Source organism: Mesorhizobium sp. M0815, assembly GCF_040319995.1.
GTDB lineage: Bacteria > Pseudomonadota > Alphaproteobacteria > Rhizobiales > Rhizobiaceae > Mesorhizobium.
Map to the genome: position 1 here is coordinate 160549 of NZ_JAMYOU010000009.1, position 16372 is coordinate 176920.

Below are 16372 nucleotides of genomic sequence, written 5' to 3' on the forward strand. Positions count from 1 at the left end.
TTACGATGATCGTGGATTTGTCACGCCCGCTTGTCAAGCATTCCCGTTCTCGCGGGAGCGATCGCTTTTGACAAATGACCGCGTCCAACTCTGTGGCGGGCATTTCTCCCCGTTAGCGGGCTGTTGACGGGGAGAAATGAGGTGACCGTTACGCTGGCGACCTGACGGCTCGTGCGACGGACCCTGGTCAGTGATTGTCCCTCGGCACGCCGCTTGTATGAGCCACATCCTGGTACTTCACCGCCGGCTTCAGCACCATGCCTTCGGAAAACTGGTCGACCATGCCGCGCTGGATTTCCTGCCACGGCGTCTGGTGCTTCGGATAATGATAGCCGCCATTGTTCTGCAGCTCGGCGCGGCGCCGCGTGATCTCGTCGTCGCTGACAAGGATGTCGGCGGTACCCTTGCGCAGGTCGATGCGGACGCGATCGCCGGTCTTCAGCAGCGCCAGGCCGCCGCCGATGGCGGCTTCCGGCGAGGCGTTGAGGATCGACGGCGAGCCCGACGTGCCTGACTGACGACCGTCGCCGATACAGGCCAGCGCGTGGATGCCCTTTTTGATCAGATAGGCAGGCGGCTGCATGTTGACGACTTCGGCGCCGCCGGGATAGCCGATCGGGCCGGCGCCGCGCATGAACAGGATGGTGTACTCGTCGATGCCCTGTGCCGGGTCGTCGATACGGGCGTGATAATCCTCGGGGCCGTCGAAGACCATGGCGTTGCCCTCGAACGCTTCCGGGTCCTTCGGGTTCGACAGATAGCGTTCGCGGAATTCGGGCGAGATGCCACTGGTCTTCATGATCGCCGAATCGAACAGATTGCCCTTGAGGTTGATGAAGCCGGCATTGGCTTTCAGCGGCTCGGCAACCGTGCGGATGACGTCGAGGTTCTCGTTGACGGCGCCGCTGCAATTGTCGCCGATGGTCTTGCCGTTAGCAGTCATGGCTTCCGGATAGGGCAGCATGCCGCCCTTCATCAGTTCGGCGATCACAGCCGGCACGCCGCCGGCATGGTGATAGTCCTCGCCGAGATATTCGCCGGTCGGCTGCAGATTGACGATGAGCGGAATGTTGAGGCCAACCTTCTGCCAATCGTTGTTGTCGAGCGGCACGCCGAGGTGGCGGGCGATGGCGTTGAGGTGGATCGGCGCATTGGTCGACCCGCCGATCGCCGAATTGACGACGATGGCGTTCTCGAAGGCCTTGCGGGTCATGATGTCGGAGGGCTTCAGATCCTCATGCACCATGTCGACGATGCGCTTTCCAGTCTCATAGGCGATCTGGCCGCGTTCGCGATAGGGGGCGGGGATTGCGGCCGAGCCCGGCAATTGCATGCCGAGCGCCTCGGCCAGCGAATTCATCGTGGTAGCGGTGCCCATCGTGTTGCAATAGCCGGTCGACGGCGCCGAGGAGGCGACGATGTCCATGAACTCGTCATAGCCGATCTCGCCGGCCGACAGGCGCTGGCGCGATTCCCAGACGATGGTGCCGGAGCCGGTGCGCTTGCCCTTGTGCCAGCCGTTGAGCATCGGGCCGACCGAAAGCGCGATAGCCGGAATGTTGACGGTAGCCGCGGCCATCAGCATGGCCGGCGTCGTCTTGTCGCAGCCGATGGTGAGCACCACGCCGTCGAGCGGATAGCCGTAGAGCACCTCGACCAGGCTGAGATAGGCAAGGTTGCGGTCGAGCGCAGCTGTCGGCCGCTTGCCGGTTTCCTGGATCGGGTGGCAAGGAAACTCGAAAGGAATGCCGCCCATCGAGACGATGCCCTCGCGCACGCGCTTGGCCAGTTCGATGTGATGGCGGTTGCAGGGCGACAGGTCCGAGCCGGTCTGGGCGATGCCGATCAGCGGCTTGCCGGACATCAGTTCGGCCCGCGTCAGCCCGTAATTCAGGTAGCGCTCCAGATAAAGTGCCGTCATGCCCGGATTGTCGGGATTGTCGAACCACTCTTGCGAGCGAAATTTTTTCTTGCTGGTGGGGGCGCCTGCCATCGTGGTCTCCGTATTTGTATGACAAATCGATATGACAACGCGCGGGAGCAGGCAAGGGGCACGCGCCATCCGAATCCGCACTTTGGTGCGATAGACACACATCTGCCTCCGCGCTAGACGGGATCGTGGTTTGTCAGTCCGCTATCCCGGAAAAGTTGGAGCGTGTCGCCGCGGACCCCGCCCGGTCCTTCGGGCCACCCTCCGCTCAAAGGGGAAGGATATCCGCATCACTCGAACACGATGCTCGGCACTGCAGCCTCGGCCGCGCCGCGCTCTTCATTGACGCGGTGCCAGACCTTGGCGGCGATGTCGCGATAGATTTTCGCCTCGGCGCTATCGGGCTTGGAGACCACCACCGGCGTGCCGGCATCGGAGCTTTCGCGGATGCCCATCTCGAGCGGCACTTCGCCAAGGAAGGTGACGCCGAGGCGCTCTGCCTCACGGCGCGCGCCGCCATGGCCGAAGATGTCGTAGCGTTTCCCCGTATCGGGGGCGAGAAAATAGCTCATGTTTTCGACGATGCCCAAAAGCGGCACGTCGACCTTTCTGAACATGTTGAGACCTTTGCGCGCATCGATCAGGGCCAGGTCCTGTGGCGTCGAGACGATGACGGCGCCGGCCAGCGGCACCTGTTGGGCCATGGTCAGCTGGGCGTCGCCGGTGCCGGGCGGCATGTCGACGACGAGCACGTCGAGCGGTCCCCATTCGACTTCGCGCAGCATTTGCGTCAATGCCGACATCACCATCGGCCCGCGCCAGATCATCGGCGTCTCCTCATCGACGAGGAAGCCCATCGACATGACCTTGAGGCCATAGTTCTGCATTGGCTTCAGGATCTTGCCGTCGACGGTCTGCGGCCGGCCATGAATGTTGAGCAGGCGTGGCATGGACGGGCCATAAATATCGGCATCGAGCACGCCGACCCGCAACCCGTTGGCGGCCAGGCCAAGGGCGATATTGACGGCGGTGGTCGACTTGCCGACGCCGCCCTTGCCGGAAGCAACAGCGATGATGGCGTCGATGCCTGGTACGCCACGCTTGCCATGGCTGTGCGAGGCGGGCGCCTGCGGCGCGGGACGAGCAGGTGCGGCCGGCGGAGCGGGCCTCTGAGCCGGTCTTTGCGGAACCGGCGCCTCCATGCCGCCGCCCTTCTTTTCCGCCGTCAGCGCCACTACGGCGCCGGCGACACCGGGGATCGCCTTGACGACACGCTCGGCGGCCGCACGCAGCGGCTCCATCTCCTGGGCACGGGCAGCGGGAACGGTGATCGAGAAGAACACCTTGGCATCGGCAATGAAAATCTCGGAAACCATGCCGAGGTCGACGATATTGCCGGTGAAATCCGGCCCGTTGACCGTCTTCAGGCGTTCGATGACGATTTCCTTGGTGACGGACATCAGATCTTCCTCATGCAAGCTCGCGCCTGAGATAGTGCAGTTTCCGGAGAGAACCAAGCCGTGGAGCAACAGCCGGCCTGGGGTGCCCCGGAAAACTGACCGACGCTGTCGGATTTGCCTGATCGACGGTCGCCAACCATCCGCTACGACCTATCTGAAGGAGCAGCATGAGCACGACATCAAGGGAAGGAGACGATCATGCTCGCAAACAGCAACGCAACGGCCAATCTCGCAGTGAAGGACCTGGCCAAAGCCAGGACTTTCTACGAAGGGACGCTCGGCCTGAAAGAGGTGCACAATGAAGGTGGCGAACTGATCGTCTATAAAAGCGGCGATACCAGCATCAACGTGTACCATTCGAATTTCGCTGGGACCAACAAGGCGACGGCTGTGACCTGGACGGTCGGCGACGAGCTCGGCAAAATCGTTGAGGCGTTGAAATCGAAGGGCGTGACCTTCGAGCATTACGACATGCCAGGCCTGACGCTGGAGGGTGACGTTCATGTCGGTCAGGGCATGAAGGTCGCATGGTTCAAGGATCCGGACGGCAACATCCTGAACCTTGTGGACAGGTAGATACGGCGTTCACGCACCGCCGCCGCGCAGTGCTGCGGTGCTCTCACCTTGCCAGGCCGACCGCGAGGTAGGTGAGGGCCGCAATCACCGCGGTTGCCGGCAGGGTGATAATCCAGGCAACCACGATGTTGCCGGCAATGCCCCAGCGAACGGCAGAGACGCGGCGGGCGGCGCCGACGCCAATGATGGCGCCGGTGATCGTGTGCGTGGTCGATACCGGAATACCGAGCCAGGTGGCGGCGAACAGGGTGATCGCACCGCCGGTCTCGGCGCAGAAACCCTGCATCGGGTTCAGCCGGGTGATCTTCGAGCCCATTGTGTGGACGATGCGCCAGCCGCCGAACAATGTGCCCAGCGCCAGCGCCGACTGACAGGTGATGACGACCCACAGCGGCACGTAAAAATTCGCGCCGAGCATACCTTGCGAATAAAGCAGCACGGCGATGATGCCCATGGTCTTCTGCGCGTCGTTGCCGCCATGGCCGAGCGAATAGAGCGAGGCGGAAAAGAACTGCATGACGCGGAAGGTGCTGTCGACGGCGAACGGCGTCTGCCGCACGAACAGCCAGGAGACCGCGAGGATCAAGACGAGCGCCAGCAGAAAGCCTGCCGCCGGCGACAGCACGATGGCCGCCGTCGTCTTGCCCAATCCGGCCCAGACGATGGCGCCGGTGCCGGCCTTGGCAACGCCGGCGCCGACCAAACCGCCGATCAGCGCGTGCGAGCTGCTGGACGGGATACCGACGAGCCAGGTGACGATATTCCAGACGATGGCGCCGACAAGTGCTGCGAAGATCACTGCCGGCGTGACGATGCTGGCGTCGATGATGCCGGTTCCCAGCGTCTCCGCCACGTGAAGACCGAAGAACATGAAGGCGATGAAATTGAAGAAAGCCGCCCAGAACACCGCATAATGCGGCCTCAGCACGCGGGTGGAGACGATTGTCGCGATGGAGTTGGCGGCATCGTGCAGGCCGTTGAGGAAATCGAAGAACAGTGCGACGGCGACAAGGCCGACCAGCACCGGAAAGGCTATCGCGGCTTCCACTATACGTTCTCGATGACGATGCCGCTGATTTCGTTGGCGACGTCCTCGAAGCGGTCGACCACCTTTTCCAGCTGGCCGTAGATCTCGCTGCCGATCAGATAGGCCATCGGATCGCTGCGGCCGTGCCGCTTGAACAGGTCCTTCAGGCCCTGTTCGTGCAGGTCGTCGGCCCGGCCTTCGGCGCGCATGACCTCCTCGGCGATGGCGTTGAGGCGCACCGTATGCGCCCCGACCTTGCCGAGCAGTGGGATCGCCTCGGCCACCAACTTGGCGGCCTCGACGATGACGGCCCCCATTTCCTGCATCAGCGGGTCGAATTCCTTCTTTTCGAACAACCTTACCGTCTTGACGGTCTTGTGCATCATGTCGATGGCATCATCCATCGACTGGATCAGGTCCTTGATGTCGCCGCGATCGAAGGGCGTGATGAAGGAGCGGCGCACGGCCAGCAGAACTTCCGCGGTGATCTGATCGGCTTCGTCCTCGAGATCGATGATCGTCTGACACCAGCGGTCGATGTCGTTGCCCTGCAAAAGCTGCTGCAGTGCCTCAGCGCCGCCGACCACAGTGCGGGAATGCCGCTCGAACAGGTCGAAGAAGCGATCTTCGCGCGGCAAAAGCTTGCGGAACCAGCCCAGCATGTTTCGGTCTCCCGTCGTGTCCAGTCCACGACCCCATCCCATCCACATAGCGCCGCGTTCCATCGCGGGAAACAGTAAGCCGGCTGAAAGATGTGGATGCGGGCGATTTGCACAGGCGGCTTGCGGCCGAAGGCGATTTCCCCGACCTTGCGCGCTAAGATCGGACATAGCGTCCGTGACAGGCTCCCGACGGCATGATCGACAAGCTGGAATTCTTCATAGCACTCGCCAGGGAAGAACATTTCGGCCGCGCGGCGGAGGTGTGCGGCGTCACCCAACCGACGCTTTCGGCCGGCATCAAGCAGCTGGAGGGCCAGCTCGGCGTGATGCTGGTGCTGCGCGGCTCGCGCTTCCAGGGGCTGACGCCGGAAGGCAAGCAGGTGCTGGTGTGGGCGCGCCGCATCGTCGGCGATAGCAGGACCATGCGCGAGGAGATGCGGGCGGCACGCCACGGCCTGTCAGGACGCATCCGCATCGCCGCGATCCCGACGGCCCTCGCCATGGTGGCGCGATTGACGACGCCGTTTCGGGCAAAGCATCCCGGCGTCACCTTCTCGGTGCTGTCGCGGACATCGATCGAGGTGCTGTCGCTGCTCGGCAATTTCGACATCGACGCCGGCATCACCTATCTCGACAACGAGCCGCTCGGACGCGTCACCAGCGTGCCGCTCTACGACGAGCGCTACCAGTTGATCACCGCTGTCGGGAACCCCTATTTCGACCGCGACAAAGTGACATGGGCGGAACTCTCCCAGCTGCCGCTCTGCCTGCTGACGCTGGACATGCAGAACCGCCGCATCATCGACCAGCATCTGGCCGAAGCCGGCGTGCAGGTGCGGCCGACACTGGAATCCAACTCGATGATCGTGCTGTTCTCGCATATCCGCACCGGCAAATGGTCGTCGATCATGCCGCTTAACCTTGCGGAAACGTTCGGCTTTTCCGAGCCGATCCGGGCTATCCCGATCGTCGAGCCGGATGCCAGCCACACCGTCGGGCTGGTGGCGGCGCCGCGCGAACCGCACACGCCGCTGGTCTCGGCGCTGTTGGACGAGGCAATGGCGCTGGCGGACGATTTCCGCGCCCGCCGCTAGGCTAGACAATGCTGGTGAGCAGGACCGATAGAAAATTTCTATCGAGCAACGGATCGGCTTTATTGATTTAGCGGGTTTCCTCTGATTTCCTAAGCACTTAGCGGAAGACCGCCACGACCAGGGAGGGCGCTGCATGACGATGCAGCCTGCAAGTACCGAGATCGCATCGCGCACGGCGGCGATCATCCACGAGCTGAAAGGCCTCGAAGGCCCGCTGCTGCCCATCCTCCACGGCATCCAGGAAGAGTTCGGCTATGTGCCGCAGGACGCGCTGCCGGTCATCGCCGAGGCGCTGAACATCTCCAGGGCCGAGGTGCATGGCGTCGTCACCTTCTATCACGATTACCGCAGCCAGCCGGCCGGCCGGCATGTGCTGAAGCTCTGCCAGGCGGAAGCCTGCCAGTCGATGGGTTCGGATGCGATTGCCGCCAAGCTCAAATCATTGCTGGGCATCGGTTTCCACGAGACAAGCCGCGACGGTTCGGTGACGCTGGAGCCGGTCTATTGCCTCGGCCTTTGCGCCTGCTCGCCGTCGGCGATGCTGGATGGCGAGGTGATCGGGCGGCTCGACGACGAAAAGCTCAGTGAGATCGTTGCCGAGGTGCGCTCATGATCCCGCGTATCTACATTCCTGGCGATTCCGGCGCGCTGGCGCTGGGTGCGGAAAGGGTCGCCAAGGCGGTTCGGGCGGAGTTGGCCGAGCGCGGCATCGAGGCCAAGATCGTGCGCAACGGCTCGCGCGGCGCCTATTTCCTCGAGCCGATGGTCGAAGTGGCGACAGCCACTGGCCGCGTCGCCTATGGGCCGGTGAAGCCATCCGACGTCAAAAGCCTGTTCGACTGCGGCTTCCTCACCGGCGGCCACCACAAGCGCTGGCTTGGCGCGCCGGACAAGATCCCGTTCCTGGCCAGGCAGACGCGGCTGACCTTTGCGCGCTGCGGCGTCACCGATCCGCTGTCGCTCGATCACTACAAGGCGCATGGCGGGCTGAACGGCCTGCAGAATGCAGTGGCGACGACACCGGCCGACATCGTCAAGCAGGTGACCGAGTCCGGGCTGCGCGGTCGTGGCGGCGCCGGCTTCCCGACCGGCATCAAATGGAAGACGGTCCTCGATACGTCGGCCGACCGCAAATACATCGTCTGCAATGCCGATGAAGGCGATTCCGGTACGTTCGCCGACCGCATGATCATGGAAGGCGACCCCTTCGTGCTGATCGAAGGCATGGCGATCGCCGGCATCGCCACCGGCGCGACCAAGGGCTTCATCTATATCCGCTCGGAATATCCGCATGCGGTGGCGGTGATGCAGAAGGCCGTCGAGATCGCCCGCAGGGCCGGCGTGCTCGGCGTCAATGTGCTCGGGTCACCCAATTCATTCGACATGGAAGTGCGCGTCGGCGCCGGCGCCTATGTCTGCGGCGAGGAGACCGCCCTGCTCGACAGCCTCGAAGGCAAGCGCGGGCAGGTGCGGGCCAAGCCGCCGCTGCCGGCGCATAAGGGCCTGTTCGGCAAGCCGACGGTGATCAACAACGTCATTTCGCTGGCCTCGGTGCCGGTGATCATGGACAAGGGCGCCGCCTTCTACAAGGATTTCGGCATGGGCCGTTCGCGCGGCACCATCCCGATCCAGATTGCCGGCAACGTCAAATATCCTGGTCTCTACGAGGCGGCGTTCGGCATGACGCTGGGTGAGATCGTCGACGATATCGGCGGCGGCGCGGCAACGGGTCGCCCAGTCAAAGCGGTGCAGGTCGGTGGCCCACTCGGCGCCTATTTCCCGCGCGCCCTGTTCGACACGCCGTTCGACTACGAGGCGTTCGCGGCCAAGGACGGGCTGATCGGCCACGCCGGCATCGTCGTTTTCGACGACAGCGCCGACATGCTGAAGCAGGCGCGCTTCGCCATGGAATTCTGCGCCATCGAGAGCTGCGGCAAGTGCACGCCCTGCCGCATCGGCTCGACGCGCGGCGTCGAGGTGCTGGACCGGCTCGCTGAGAACATCGAACCGGAAAAGCAGATCGCGCTGGTCACCGACCTTTGCAACACGATGAAGTTCGGCTCGCTTTGCGCTCTCGGCGGCTTCACCCCATATCCGGTGATGAGTGCACTCAACCATTTTCCGGACGACTTTCGGCCGACGCCGGTCGCCGAAGCAGCGGAATAGGAGCGGACAGGCATGAACGCGGCATTAGACATCAAATCGCTGGTCCAGGAAATCGACTACGGCACACCCGCCTCCGAAGCGGAACAGCAGGTGACGCTGACCGTCGACGGCAAGTCGGTGACGGTGCCGGCGGGTACGTCGATCATGCGCGCTTCGATGGAAGCGGGCGTCGAAATCCCGAAACTGTGCGCAACCGACATGCTGGACTCGTTCGGCTCCTGCCGGGTCTGCCTCGTCGAGATCGACGGGCGCGGCGGCACGCCGGCCTCGTGCACGACGCCGGTTGGCGAAGGCATGGTCGTGCATACCCAGAGCGACCGGCTGAACGCCATTCGTCGCGGCGTGATGGAGCTCTATGTCTCTGACCATCCGGCTGCGTGGGGCGAGACGGCCGGCACCGGCGCCAGCGAGTTCGACAAGGTCGTCAGGACGGTCGGCCTGACCGAGAACCGCTATGGCGTGGACGGCCGCAACCACGTCGAGCAAGAAAACGGCGTGGCGCCCGGCCATGGCTCGCTGACCATCGACTACATCGCCCGCGATGAATCGAACCCCTATTTCACCTATGATCCGGCGCAATGCATCGTCTGCTCGCGCTGCGTGCGCGCCTGCGAAGAGGTGCAAGGCACGTTCGCGCTGACCATCGAGGGCCGCGGCTTCGAATCCAGGGTCTCGGCCGGCATGCACGAGGCGTTCGTCGATTCCGAATGCGTGTCGTGCGGGGCCTGCGTGCAGGCCTGCCCGACCGATGCGCTGAGGGAGAAAACCGTGCTGGCGAAAGGCCTGCCCGAGCGCTCGACCGTCACCACCTGCGCCTATTGCGGCGTCGGCTGCTCATTCAAGGCCGAGGTCAAGGGCGACGAGGTCATTCGCATGATGCCCTACAAGGCAGGCAAGGCCAACCACGGCCACTCCTGCGTCAAGGGCCGCTTCGCCTATGGCTATGCGACACACAAGGACCGTATCCTGAAGCCGATGATCCGCGAGCGGGTCAGCGATCCGTGGCGCGAAGTGTCGTGGGAAGAGGCGCTCACCCATACGGCGAATGAATTCCGCCGCATCCAGTACCAGTACGGCCGCACGTCGATCGGCGGCATCACCTCGTCGCGCTGCACCAACGAGGAGACCTACCTCGTCCAGAAGCTGGTCCGGCAGGGCTTCCGCAACAACAATGTCGATACCTGCGCCCGCGTCTGCCATTCGCCGACCGGCTATGGCCTGGGCCAGACCTTCGGTACCTCCGCCGGCACGCAGGATTTCGATTCGATCGAGCAGACGGACGTCATCCTGCTGATCGGCGCCAATCCGACCGATGCGCATCCGGTGTTCGCCTCGCGTATGAAAAAGCGCATGCGCCAGGGCGCCAAGCTGATCGTGCTCGATCCGCGCCGCACCGATATCGTGCGCTCGGCCCATGTCGAAGCGCAGTTCCATCTGCCGCTGAAGCCGGGCACCAACGTCGCCATGCTGACCGCACTTGCCCATGTCATCGTCACCGAAGGCCTGTTCGACGAGGCGTTCATCCGCGAGCGCTGCGACTGGGACGAGTTCCAGGACTGGGCATCGTTCGTGGCACTGCCGGAAAACAGCCCGGAGGTCGTCGGTCAGCTCGCCAATGTCGATCCCGACGACATACGCGGCGCGGCGCGGCTCTATGCGCGCGGCGGCAACGGCGCGATCTATTACGGCCTCGGCGTGACCGAGCACAGCCAGGGCTCGACCACCGTCATCGCCATTGCCAACCTCGCCATGGCGACCGGCAATATCGGCCGGCCGGGCGTCGGCGTGAATCCGCTGCGCGGCCAGAACAATGTGCAGGGCTCCTGCGACATGGGTTCGTTCCCGCACGAACTTCCCGGCTACCGCCACATTTCGGGCGACGCGGTGCGCGCCATCTATGAGAGCCTGTGGGGCGTCAAGCTCGACGACGAGCCCGGCCTGCGCATCCCCAATATGCTGGACGCGGCCGTCGACGGCTCGTTCAAGGGGCTCTATGTACAGGGCGAGGACATCCTGCAGTCGGACCCCGACACCAAGCATGTCGCCGCGGGTCTCGCCGCGATGGAATGTGTCGTCGTGCACGACCTCTTCCTCAACGAGACGGCCAACTACGCGCATGTGTTCCTGCCCGGCTCGACCTTCCTCGAGAAGGACGGCACCTTCACCAATGCCGAGCGCCGCATCAACATGGTGCGCAAGGTGATGGAGCCGAAATGCGGCTATGCCGACTGGGAGACGACGCAGGAGCTCGCCAAGGCGCTCGGCCTCGGCTGGAACTACACGCATCCCTCCGAGATCATGGACGAGATCGCCAAGACGACGCCGAGCTTCTCCGGCGTTTCCTTCGACCTTCTCGACCGGGTGGGCTCGGTGCAGTGGCCCTGCAACGAGAAGTCGCCGGAAGGCACGCCGATCATGCATATTGGCGGCTTCGTGCGCGGCAAGGGCAAGTTCATCCGCACCGAATATGTCGCGACCGACGAGAGGACCGGGCCGCGCTTCCCGCTGCTGCTGACCACCGGCCGCATCCTGTCGCAGTATAATGTCGGCGCGCAGACCAGGCGCACCGACAACGTCGTGTGGCACAGCGAGGATCGGCTGGAGATCCATCCGCATGATGCCGAAAATCGCGGCCTGCGCGATGGCGACTGGGTGCGGCTGACCAGCCGCTCGGGCGAGACGACGCTGCGCGCGCTGATCACCGACCGGGTGTCGCCGGGCGTCGTCTATACGACCTTCCACCATCCCGATACCCAGGCCAACGTCATCACCACCGACTTCTCCGACTGGGCGACCAACTGCCCGGAATACAAGGTGACCGCGGTGCAGGTGGGTGCATCCAACGGCCCGTCGGAATGGCAGCGCGACTATGACGAGCAGGCAAAGCAAAGCCGCCGCATCGCCTCGCTGCAAGCAGCGGAGTAGCGTTTTGGCGTCGTGCCGGAGCACCCCCCTCTGGCCTACCGGCCATCTCCCCCTCAAGGGAGGAGATTGGATGTCATCTCGGCTTTCGCCAATCACCAGCGTCGAAGGGTGCCTTACGTCTGAACTGCCAATCTCCCCCCTTGAGGGGGAGATGGCCGGTAGGCCAGAGGGGGGTGCCGCGTGATGCCCAAACGTCGTGCTGTCACCCAGATCAGCCGCCTCGCGCGCCGCGCCGGCGGCACCGCGGCCGCCAACCGCATGGTGCCGGAAGAGACGCCGGTAGCATTCTCCTTTGCCGGCACCACGCATGCGGTGATGATGGCAAGCCCGGCCGATTTCGAGGATTTCGCGCTCGGCTTCTCGCTGACCGAAGGCATCATTGCCTCGCCAGACGAAATCGAAGCCATCGAGGTCGAGGATCACGGCGCCGGCATCGATATCCAGATCCGGCTGAAGGACCAGGCCAACACCCGTTTCGAGGCGCGTCGCAGACGGCTCGCCGGCCCGGTCGGCTGCGGGCTGTGCGGCATCGAATCGATCGAGGAAGCGATGCGCTCGGTCGATCCGGTCGGTGCGTCGAAACTTACACTTCAGGCCGATGACATCGTCCGCTCGGTCAAGCTTTTGTCGAAGGTGCAGCCGCTGCACGCCGAGACCGGCGCGGTCCACGCCGCCGGTTTTTACCTCCCCGGCAAGGGCATCGTCATGGCGCGCGAGGATGTCGGCCGTCACAATGCGCTGGACAAGCTGGCCGGCGCGCTGGCCAAAGCCGGTATCGACGGCAGGTCGGGGGCCGTCGTCGTGACGTCGCGCGTTTCGGTCGAGATGGTGCAGAAGACCGCGGCGATCGGTGCTGCCTTCATCATCGCCGTCTCGGCGCCGACGGCACTTGCCATCCGCACCGCAGACGACGCCGGCATGACGCTGGTGGCGCTGGTGCGCGGCGATGATTTCGATATTTTCACCCATCCTGACCGCGTGGTTTCCGGAGTTGCCAAGCATGTCGCATGACGAAGGCCACCTCATGAGCACCAGCGAAAAGCTGGTTCGCATGGCCAACCAGATCGCTGCCTTTTTCCACTCCAAGCCGCGCGAGCAAGGCATTGCCGGCGTCGCCGAGCACATCAACAAGTTCTGGGAGCCGAGGATGCGCCGGCAATTGTTCGAGATGCTCGACAGCGGCGGCGAAGGCTTCAACGAGCTTGTCGTCGCGGCCGCCCCACACATCAAGCGGCCGGGCGCGCCGGAGGGCGCAGGTTTTAGCGTCGGCGGAGCGAGCACCGAGACTACGGCTGCGTCACAGAAGTAGGCGCCGCGGGCCTACATTCACACCCTCTAAGGTTTCATCTGCCGCAAGTCTCGCGGCTCTGCTATGATCCGGCGATAAGAAATCGTCGGGTCGGGCGGACAAACCTCGTGAGGCCGATCGAAACTCGCTACGCGCTCAGCGGCGACGTGCGGATCGCCTATCAGGTGGTCGGCCAGGGATCGCTCGATCTCGTCTTCGTGCCGGGTTTCATTTCCAATCTCGACCTGCACTGGGAAGACGAAGGCTACAGCCGGCTGTTGGCGTTCCTTGCGGAACACCGCAGTCATACATCGTCTCTTATGCAAGGTGGCGGCAGCCGGGGCAGCGCAAGCCTCCATGACTACGGAGAGGGAAACCCCCTACTCACTCTCACCCTCCAGCGCCGGCACCGACACCCCGGCAAGCTCCGCCGCCAGCAACCGCGCGGCACCGGCGCGCGCGATCCTCAGCATCAGCGCCTTGCGCGTCGCCGCCGCCATCCGGTGCTCGGGCGCATCGCGCAGGACCTCGGCACCATAGCCGTCGGAGAGAATGAAGCCGCACTCTTCCGGAAAGATCTCCGCGGGCACGCCAGGATGGGTGGCGAAGAAGAAGCGGTCGGAATGCAGCCGGTAGTCCGGCCATTTGCGGTCGACCCTGAAATCCTCGATCGAGGATTTGATCTCGATGATCCAGATATCGCCCTGGCGGGTCAGCGCTACGAGATCGGCGCGGCGCCCGGTGGCCAGCGACAGTTCGGGCAAGACATGCGCGCCCATCTGCTTGAGCAGCCGCTGCACGCCACGCCTGACCAGCATGGCACGCTCCGACTGGCGACCGTCGATCAGCGGGTTAAGGGGTAGAGGTGAGATGATAGGCATGGCCGCACCATGTCAGATTTTGTTCACGGTTTGAACCCGGTTTTTTGGGGCGATTATCTGGTTTGACAAACCCAACCAGAACGGGACACCGCCGGTGCAGAACCCTGAAGCGCAAGCGGCCCACAGTGGGTGTTTTCCTACGGGTATTTACTGCCTGCAAGCTGTCTGGCACGACCCTCGGCAGTGGTTGCCTTGCGGGTTAGTGGGCCGCACATTACCCTTTCTCCACCTGGTGTGTTTATATAATAAGCACGCACACAGTATTTATTTGGAGTGTCCGGAAGACAAAGTTCACGCTTGTGGCCTGACCCCGGCTCAACATAGATTCTACAGGTTTTTTTACTCGTGTCATAAGGAACGTTCGCCTGGCTAGTGCATGCCGATGCACTGACGGCAATGGCTATAACGATGGCTATGCGGATCATGTTTTCCCCCAACACAACCGCATTTGAATCATGTTTTGTCGCCGCTGCCAAGGCGGGTTGCCAACCAGATAATCGCCTTTGTGCTGGGGCCAGTGCTGGTCTAGGAGCTCTTGTCTGTCGGATTAAGCCACTCACGCGCCTTCCGGTTTTTCAAATCAAATCGGTATAAGGAACAGGCGAGCACCGCTGGAAGACCAATGCCTCCGACAATAACCAGCGCGATAGGGCCAAACCAGCGGTAGGCTAGAACCCCAACCAAACTGAGGATCATGGCTCCAATGAAACTACTAATAGGCGCGGGCGTCACGGCTGATTTGTAGCGGAGCTTTGGTCAGCGGTCATCCGGGTTTGTCAAATATATAGCCGCCTTCTGGGCGGCTATTATCTGGTTGACAACCCCCTCTAACTAACCGGCATCATGCCCTCCAGAGCAATGATCCTCGTCTTTGCACAGCGTTCGCGGATGGCTTTGAGGCGGCCGTATTCTGGGGAGTTGTACCATGCAATGAGGGAAGCCATGTCGGGGAATTCGACAATGACGAGGCGATGAGGTTCCCAGTCGCCTTCCAGCACTTTGGTGGCTCCGCCACGAGCGATGTACCTTCCCCCGTAGCGGGCTTCGGTTGCTGGCACGTCGCGGCGGTATTGCTCGAACACGGCGGCGTCGGTTATGTCGACATCGGCAATAAGATAGGCTGCCATTGAATTTACTCCCCTTGGGAAAGGCATTGAAGCAGGTCCATTAGCGGTCCCGCAACTAAGCCAGCGGTACTACGCCGCGGAAACGACTCGCCTTCGCCCGGATTGGGGCGCTTAACTGTCTTGGTGGGGGCAGCTCTGGGAGGAGACGAACCATGCCGATGTATCTCACGCGATTCAGCTACAGGCCCGAAACCTGGGCGCGCTTGATGGACAACCCCGAGGACAGACGCGAGGCTGCCCGTTCCTACATCGAGTCGGTCGGCGGAAAGCTGCACGGGTTCTGGTACGCCTTTGGAGAGCATGATGGCTGGAATCTGTGGGAGGCGCCGGACAACGTCTCCATGGCATCGGTCATGCTTGCCATTGGTGCGGGAGGCGCGCTCAGCTCCTACGAGACCACCGTGCTGCTAAGTGTCGAAGAGACGATGGAAGCGCTTGGCAGGGCGAAGTCGATCCGGTATCGCCCACCGGGATCGTGACGGCCGCCCGTGCTTCGCGGAGTGTCGAAGGCTAGGTAACGCTTGCTGTCGAACGGCGCACGCTCCTAAACTTTTGCGCAAAAAAAATGTCCGCTGCACCCTCTTGGCAGCGCCGGCAGCTTGCGCTTTCAATGTCGGCCACGGTATTTTACGAGGAGCATTAGATGACGGACGATGACGGACGCAAATCGGCGACACCGGAGGAAATCCGCTCGGCCATCAGAGGCTGGGCGGTGCTTGGGGCAATCATCGTTGCCGTGTTTGGTGCCGCCTACGTCATGATCGATAGTTGAATGGCCGACGATCCTGGTCGCCCCGATGGACTGCCTGAAAAGATCGGCACGGTCCTTGGTGCAGTGGTGGTGATCGGCACGTTCGGGCTTCTGGCTTGGACGGTTCTTCGCGGCGTTCTTTATTGAACCGGCCTATTGAACCAGGCTTGTCAGGATTATCTCCTGCAGCGGCCGCGTCTCAGGCGAGATCAGGCCGATCTCCTCGTAGTAACGATGGCCTTGGCTGGCCGGCCAGAGCGCCAGCCAGCGTCACCGACCCGTCTCGGGGTTCTTGTTCTTGGCCCATTGATTTTGCAGCATAATCCTGCGGGGGCTGTTGCCGAAATGCCATAGTCGCCGGTTTACCAGCACGCAAGCCCAAGGATATAGGCATCGCCCGCTTGGCAAGCAAAGCAAATGCCAGCATGAATGAAGATGAAAAAAGCGGCCGACTCGAGCCGCTGTTGTTTGGGCAGGCATCGGAC

At 63.0% G+C, this 16372-nt stretch carries 17 protein-coding genes; 10 read left to right on the forward strand and 7 right to left on the reverse strand.

Translation table 11 applies throughout. From position 1 onward, the window contains the following. Positions 1–187: 187 nt before the first annotated feature. Both NKI01_RS13165 and NKI01_RS13170 read right to left on the reverse strand, forming a co-directional pair. Positions 188–1993: an IlvD/Edd family dehydratase gene (locus NKI01_RS13165; protein WP_352963415.1), complete on the reverse strand. Its 1806-nt coding sequence runs from the start codon at positions 1991–1993 to the stop codon at positions 188–190. 227 nt (positions 1994–2220) lie between these two features. Further along, complete coding sequence (locus NKI01_RS13170; RefSeq protein WP_352483316.1) at positions 2221–3393, reverse strand: Mrp/NBP35 family ATP-binding protein; 1173 nt, start codon at positions 3391–3393, stop codon at positions 2221–2223. A gap of 195 nt (positions 3394–3588) precedes the next feature. Between NKI01_RS13170 and NKI01_RS13175 the strand changes: the two genes are divergently transcribed. Further along, positions 3589–3966, forward strand: coding sequence for a VOC family protein (locus NKI01_RS13175; protein WP_352963417.1), 378 nt, complete (start codon positions 3589–3591; stop codon positions 3964–3966). Positions 3967–4009: 43 nt separating this feature from the next. On the opposite strand, the gene NKI01_RS13180 is transcribed toward NKI01_RS13175, so the two are convergent. Both NKI01_RS13180 and NKI01_RS13185 read right to left on the reverse strand, forming a co-directional pair. Beyond that, the gene (locus NKI01_RS13180) at positions 4010–5014 is read right to left on the reverse strand and encodes an inorganic phosphate transporter (protein ID WP_352963420.1); all 1005 of its coding nucleotides are present in this window, start codon (positions 5012–5014) and stop codon (positions 4010–4012) included. Beyond that, a complete protein-coding gene (locus NKI01_RS13185; RefSeq protein ID WP_023717896.1) occupies positions 5014–5655 on the reverse strand; it encodes a DUF47 domain-containing protein in 642 nt (213 codons plus the stop codon). Before NKI01_RS13185 ends, NKI01_RS13180 begins: the two co-directional genes overlap by 1 nt. Positions 5656–5849: 194 nt before the next feature. Here NKI01_RS13185 and NKI01_RS13190 point away from each other — a divergent pair, with 194 nt between their 5' ends. The 6 genes from NKI01_RS13190 to NKI01_RS13215 all read left to right on the forward strand — a co-directional run bounded on the left by NKI01_RS13190 (position 5850) and on the right by NKI01_RS13215 (position 13149). Beyond that, positions 5850–6749, forward strand: coding sequence for a LysR family transcriptional regulator (locus NKI01_RS13190; protein WP_352963422.1), 900 nt, complete (start codon positions 5850–5852; stop codon positions 6747–6749). 133 nt (positions 6750–6882) lie between these two features. Then, positions 6883–7362, forward strand: a complete 480-nt coding sequence (locus NKI01_RS13195; RefSeq protein ID WP_352791084.1) for a formate dehydrogenase subunit gamma — start codon at positions 6883–6885, stop codon at positions 7360–7362. After that, entirely contained in the window at positions 7359–8915 is a 1557-nt protein-coding gene (locus tag NKI01_RS13200; RefSeq protein WP_352815822.1) for a formate dehydrogenase beta subunit, read from the forward strand. The genes NKI01_RS13195 and NKI01_RS13200 overlap by 4 nt, the downstream gene beginning before the upstream one ends. Before the next feature lie 12 nt (positions 8916–8927). After that, positions 8928–11840: a formate dehydrogenase subunit alpha gene (fdhF, locus tag NKI01_RS13205; RefSeq protein ID WP_352963426.1), complete on the forward strand. Its 2913-nt coding sequence runs from the start codon at positions 8928–8930 to the stop codon at positions 11838–11840. 183 nt (positions 11841–12023) lie between these two features. Further along, the gene (fdhD, locus tag NKI01_RS13210; RefSeq protein ID WP_023717901.1) at positions 12024–12851 is read left to right on the forward strand and encodes a formate dehydrogenase accessory sulfurtransferase FdhD; all 828 of its coding nucleotides are present in this window, start codon (positions 12024–12026) and stop codon (positions 12849–12851) included. Next, positions 12841–13149, forward strand: coding sequence for a formate dehydrogenase subunit delta (locus tag NKI01_RS13215; protein ID WP_352483304.1), 309 nt, complete (start codon positions 12841–12843; stop codon positions 13147–13149). The genes fdhD and NKI01_RS13215 overlap by 11 nt, the downstream gene beginning before the upstream one ends. 26 nt (positions 13150–13175) lie before the next feature. On the opposite strand, the gene NKI01_RS13220 is transcribed toward NKI01_RS13215, so the two are convergent. From NKI01_RS13220 to NKI01_RS13230, 3 genes are all read right to left on the reverse strand, one after another. Beyond that, positions 13176–13436 carry a hypothetical protein gene (locus tag NKI01_RS13220; protein ID WP_198030469.1) on the reverse strand — a complete coding sequence of 87 codons (261 nt, stop codon included), beginning with the start codon at positions 13434–13436 and terminating at the stop codon, positions 13176–13178. A gap of 72 nt (positions 13437–13508) precedes the next feature. Beyond that, complete coding sequence (locus NKI01_RS13225) at positions 13509–14009, reverse strand: MmcB family DNA repair protein (protein WP_352908634.1); 501 nt, start codon at positions 14007–14009, stop codon at positions 13509–13511. An 827-nt stretch (positions 14010–14836) separates the two neighbouring features. Continuing rightward, positions 14837–15136: a DUF1330 domain-containing protein gene (locus NKI01_RS13230; protein WP_352963429.1), complete on the reverse strand. Its 300-nt coding sequence runs from the start codon at positions 15134–15136 to the stop codon at positions 14837–14839. Between the two features lie 152 nt (positions 15137–15288). Between NKI01_RS13230 and NKI01_RS13235 the strand changes: the two genes are divergently transcribed. The 3 genes from NKI01_RS13235 to NKI01_RS13245 all read left to right on the forward strand — a co-directional run bounded on the left by NKI01_RS13235 (position 15289) and on the right by NKI01_RS13245 (position 16034). After that, the gene (locus tag NKI01_RS13235; RefSeq protein WP_352483306.1) at positions 15289–15615 is read left to right on the forward strand and encodes a GYD domain-containing protein; all 327 of its coding nucleotides are present in this window, start codon (positions 15289–15291) and stop codon (positions 15613–15615) included. A gap of 164 nt (positions 15616–15779) precedes the next feature. After that, entirely contained in the window at positions 15780–15908 is a 129-nt protein-coding gene (locus NKI01_RS13240; RefSeq protein WP_352857156.1) for a hypothetical protein, read from the forward strand. Beyond that, a complete protein-coding gene (locus NKI01_RS13245; protein ID WP_352483308.1) occupies positions 15909–16034 on the forward strand; it encodes a hypothetical protein in 126 nt (41 codons plus the stop codon). It abuts the gene before it with no gap. Positions 16035–16372 lie beyond the last annotated feature (338 nt).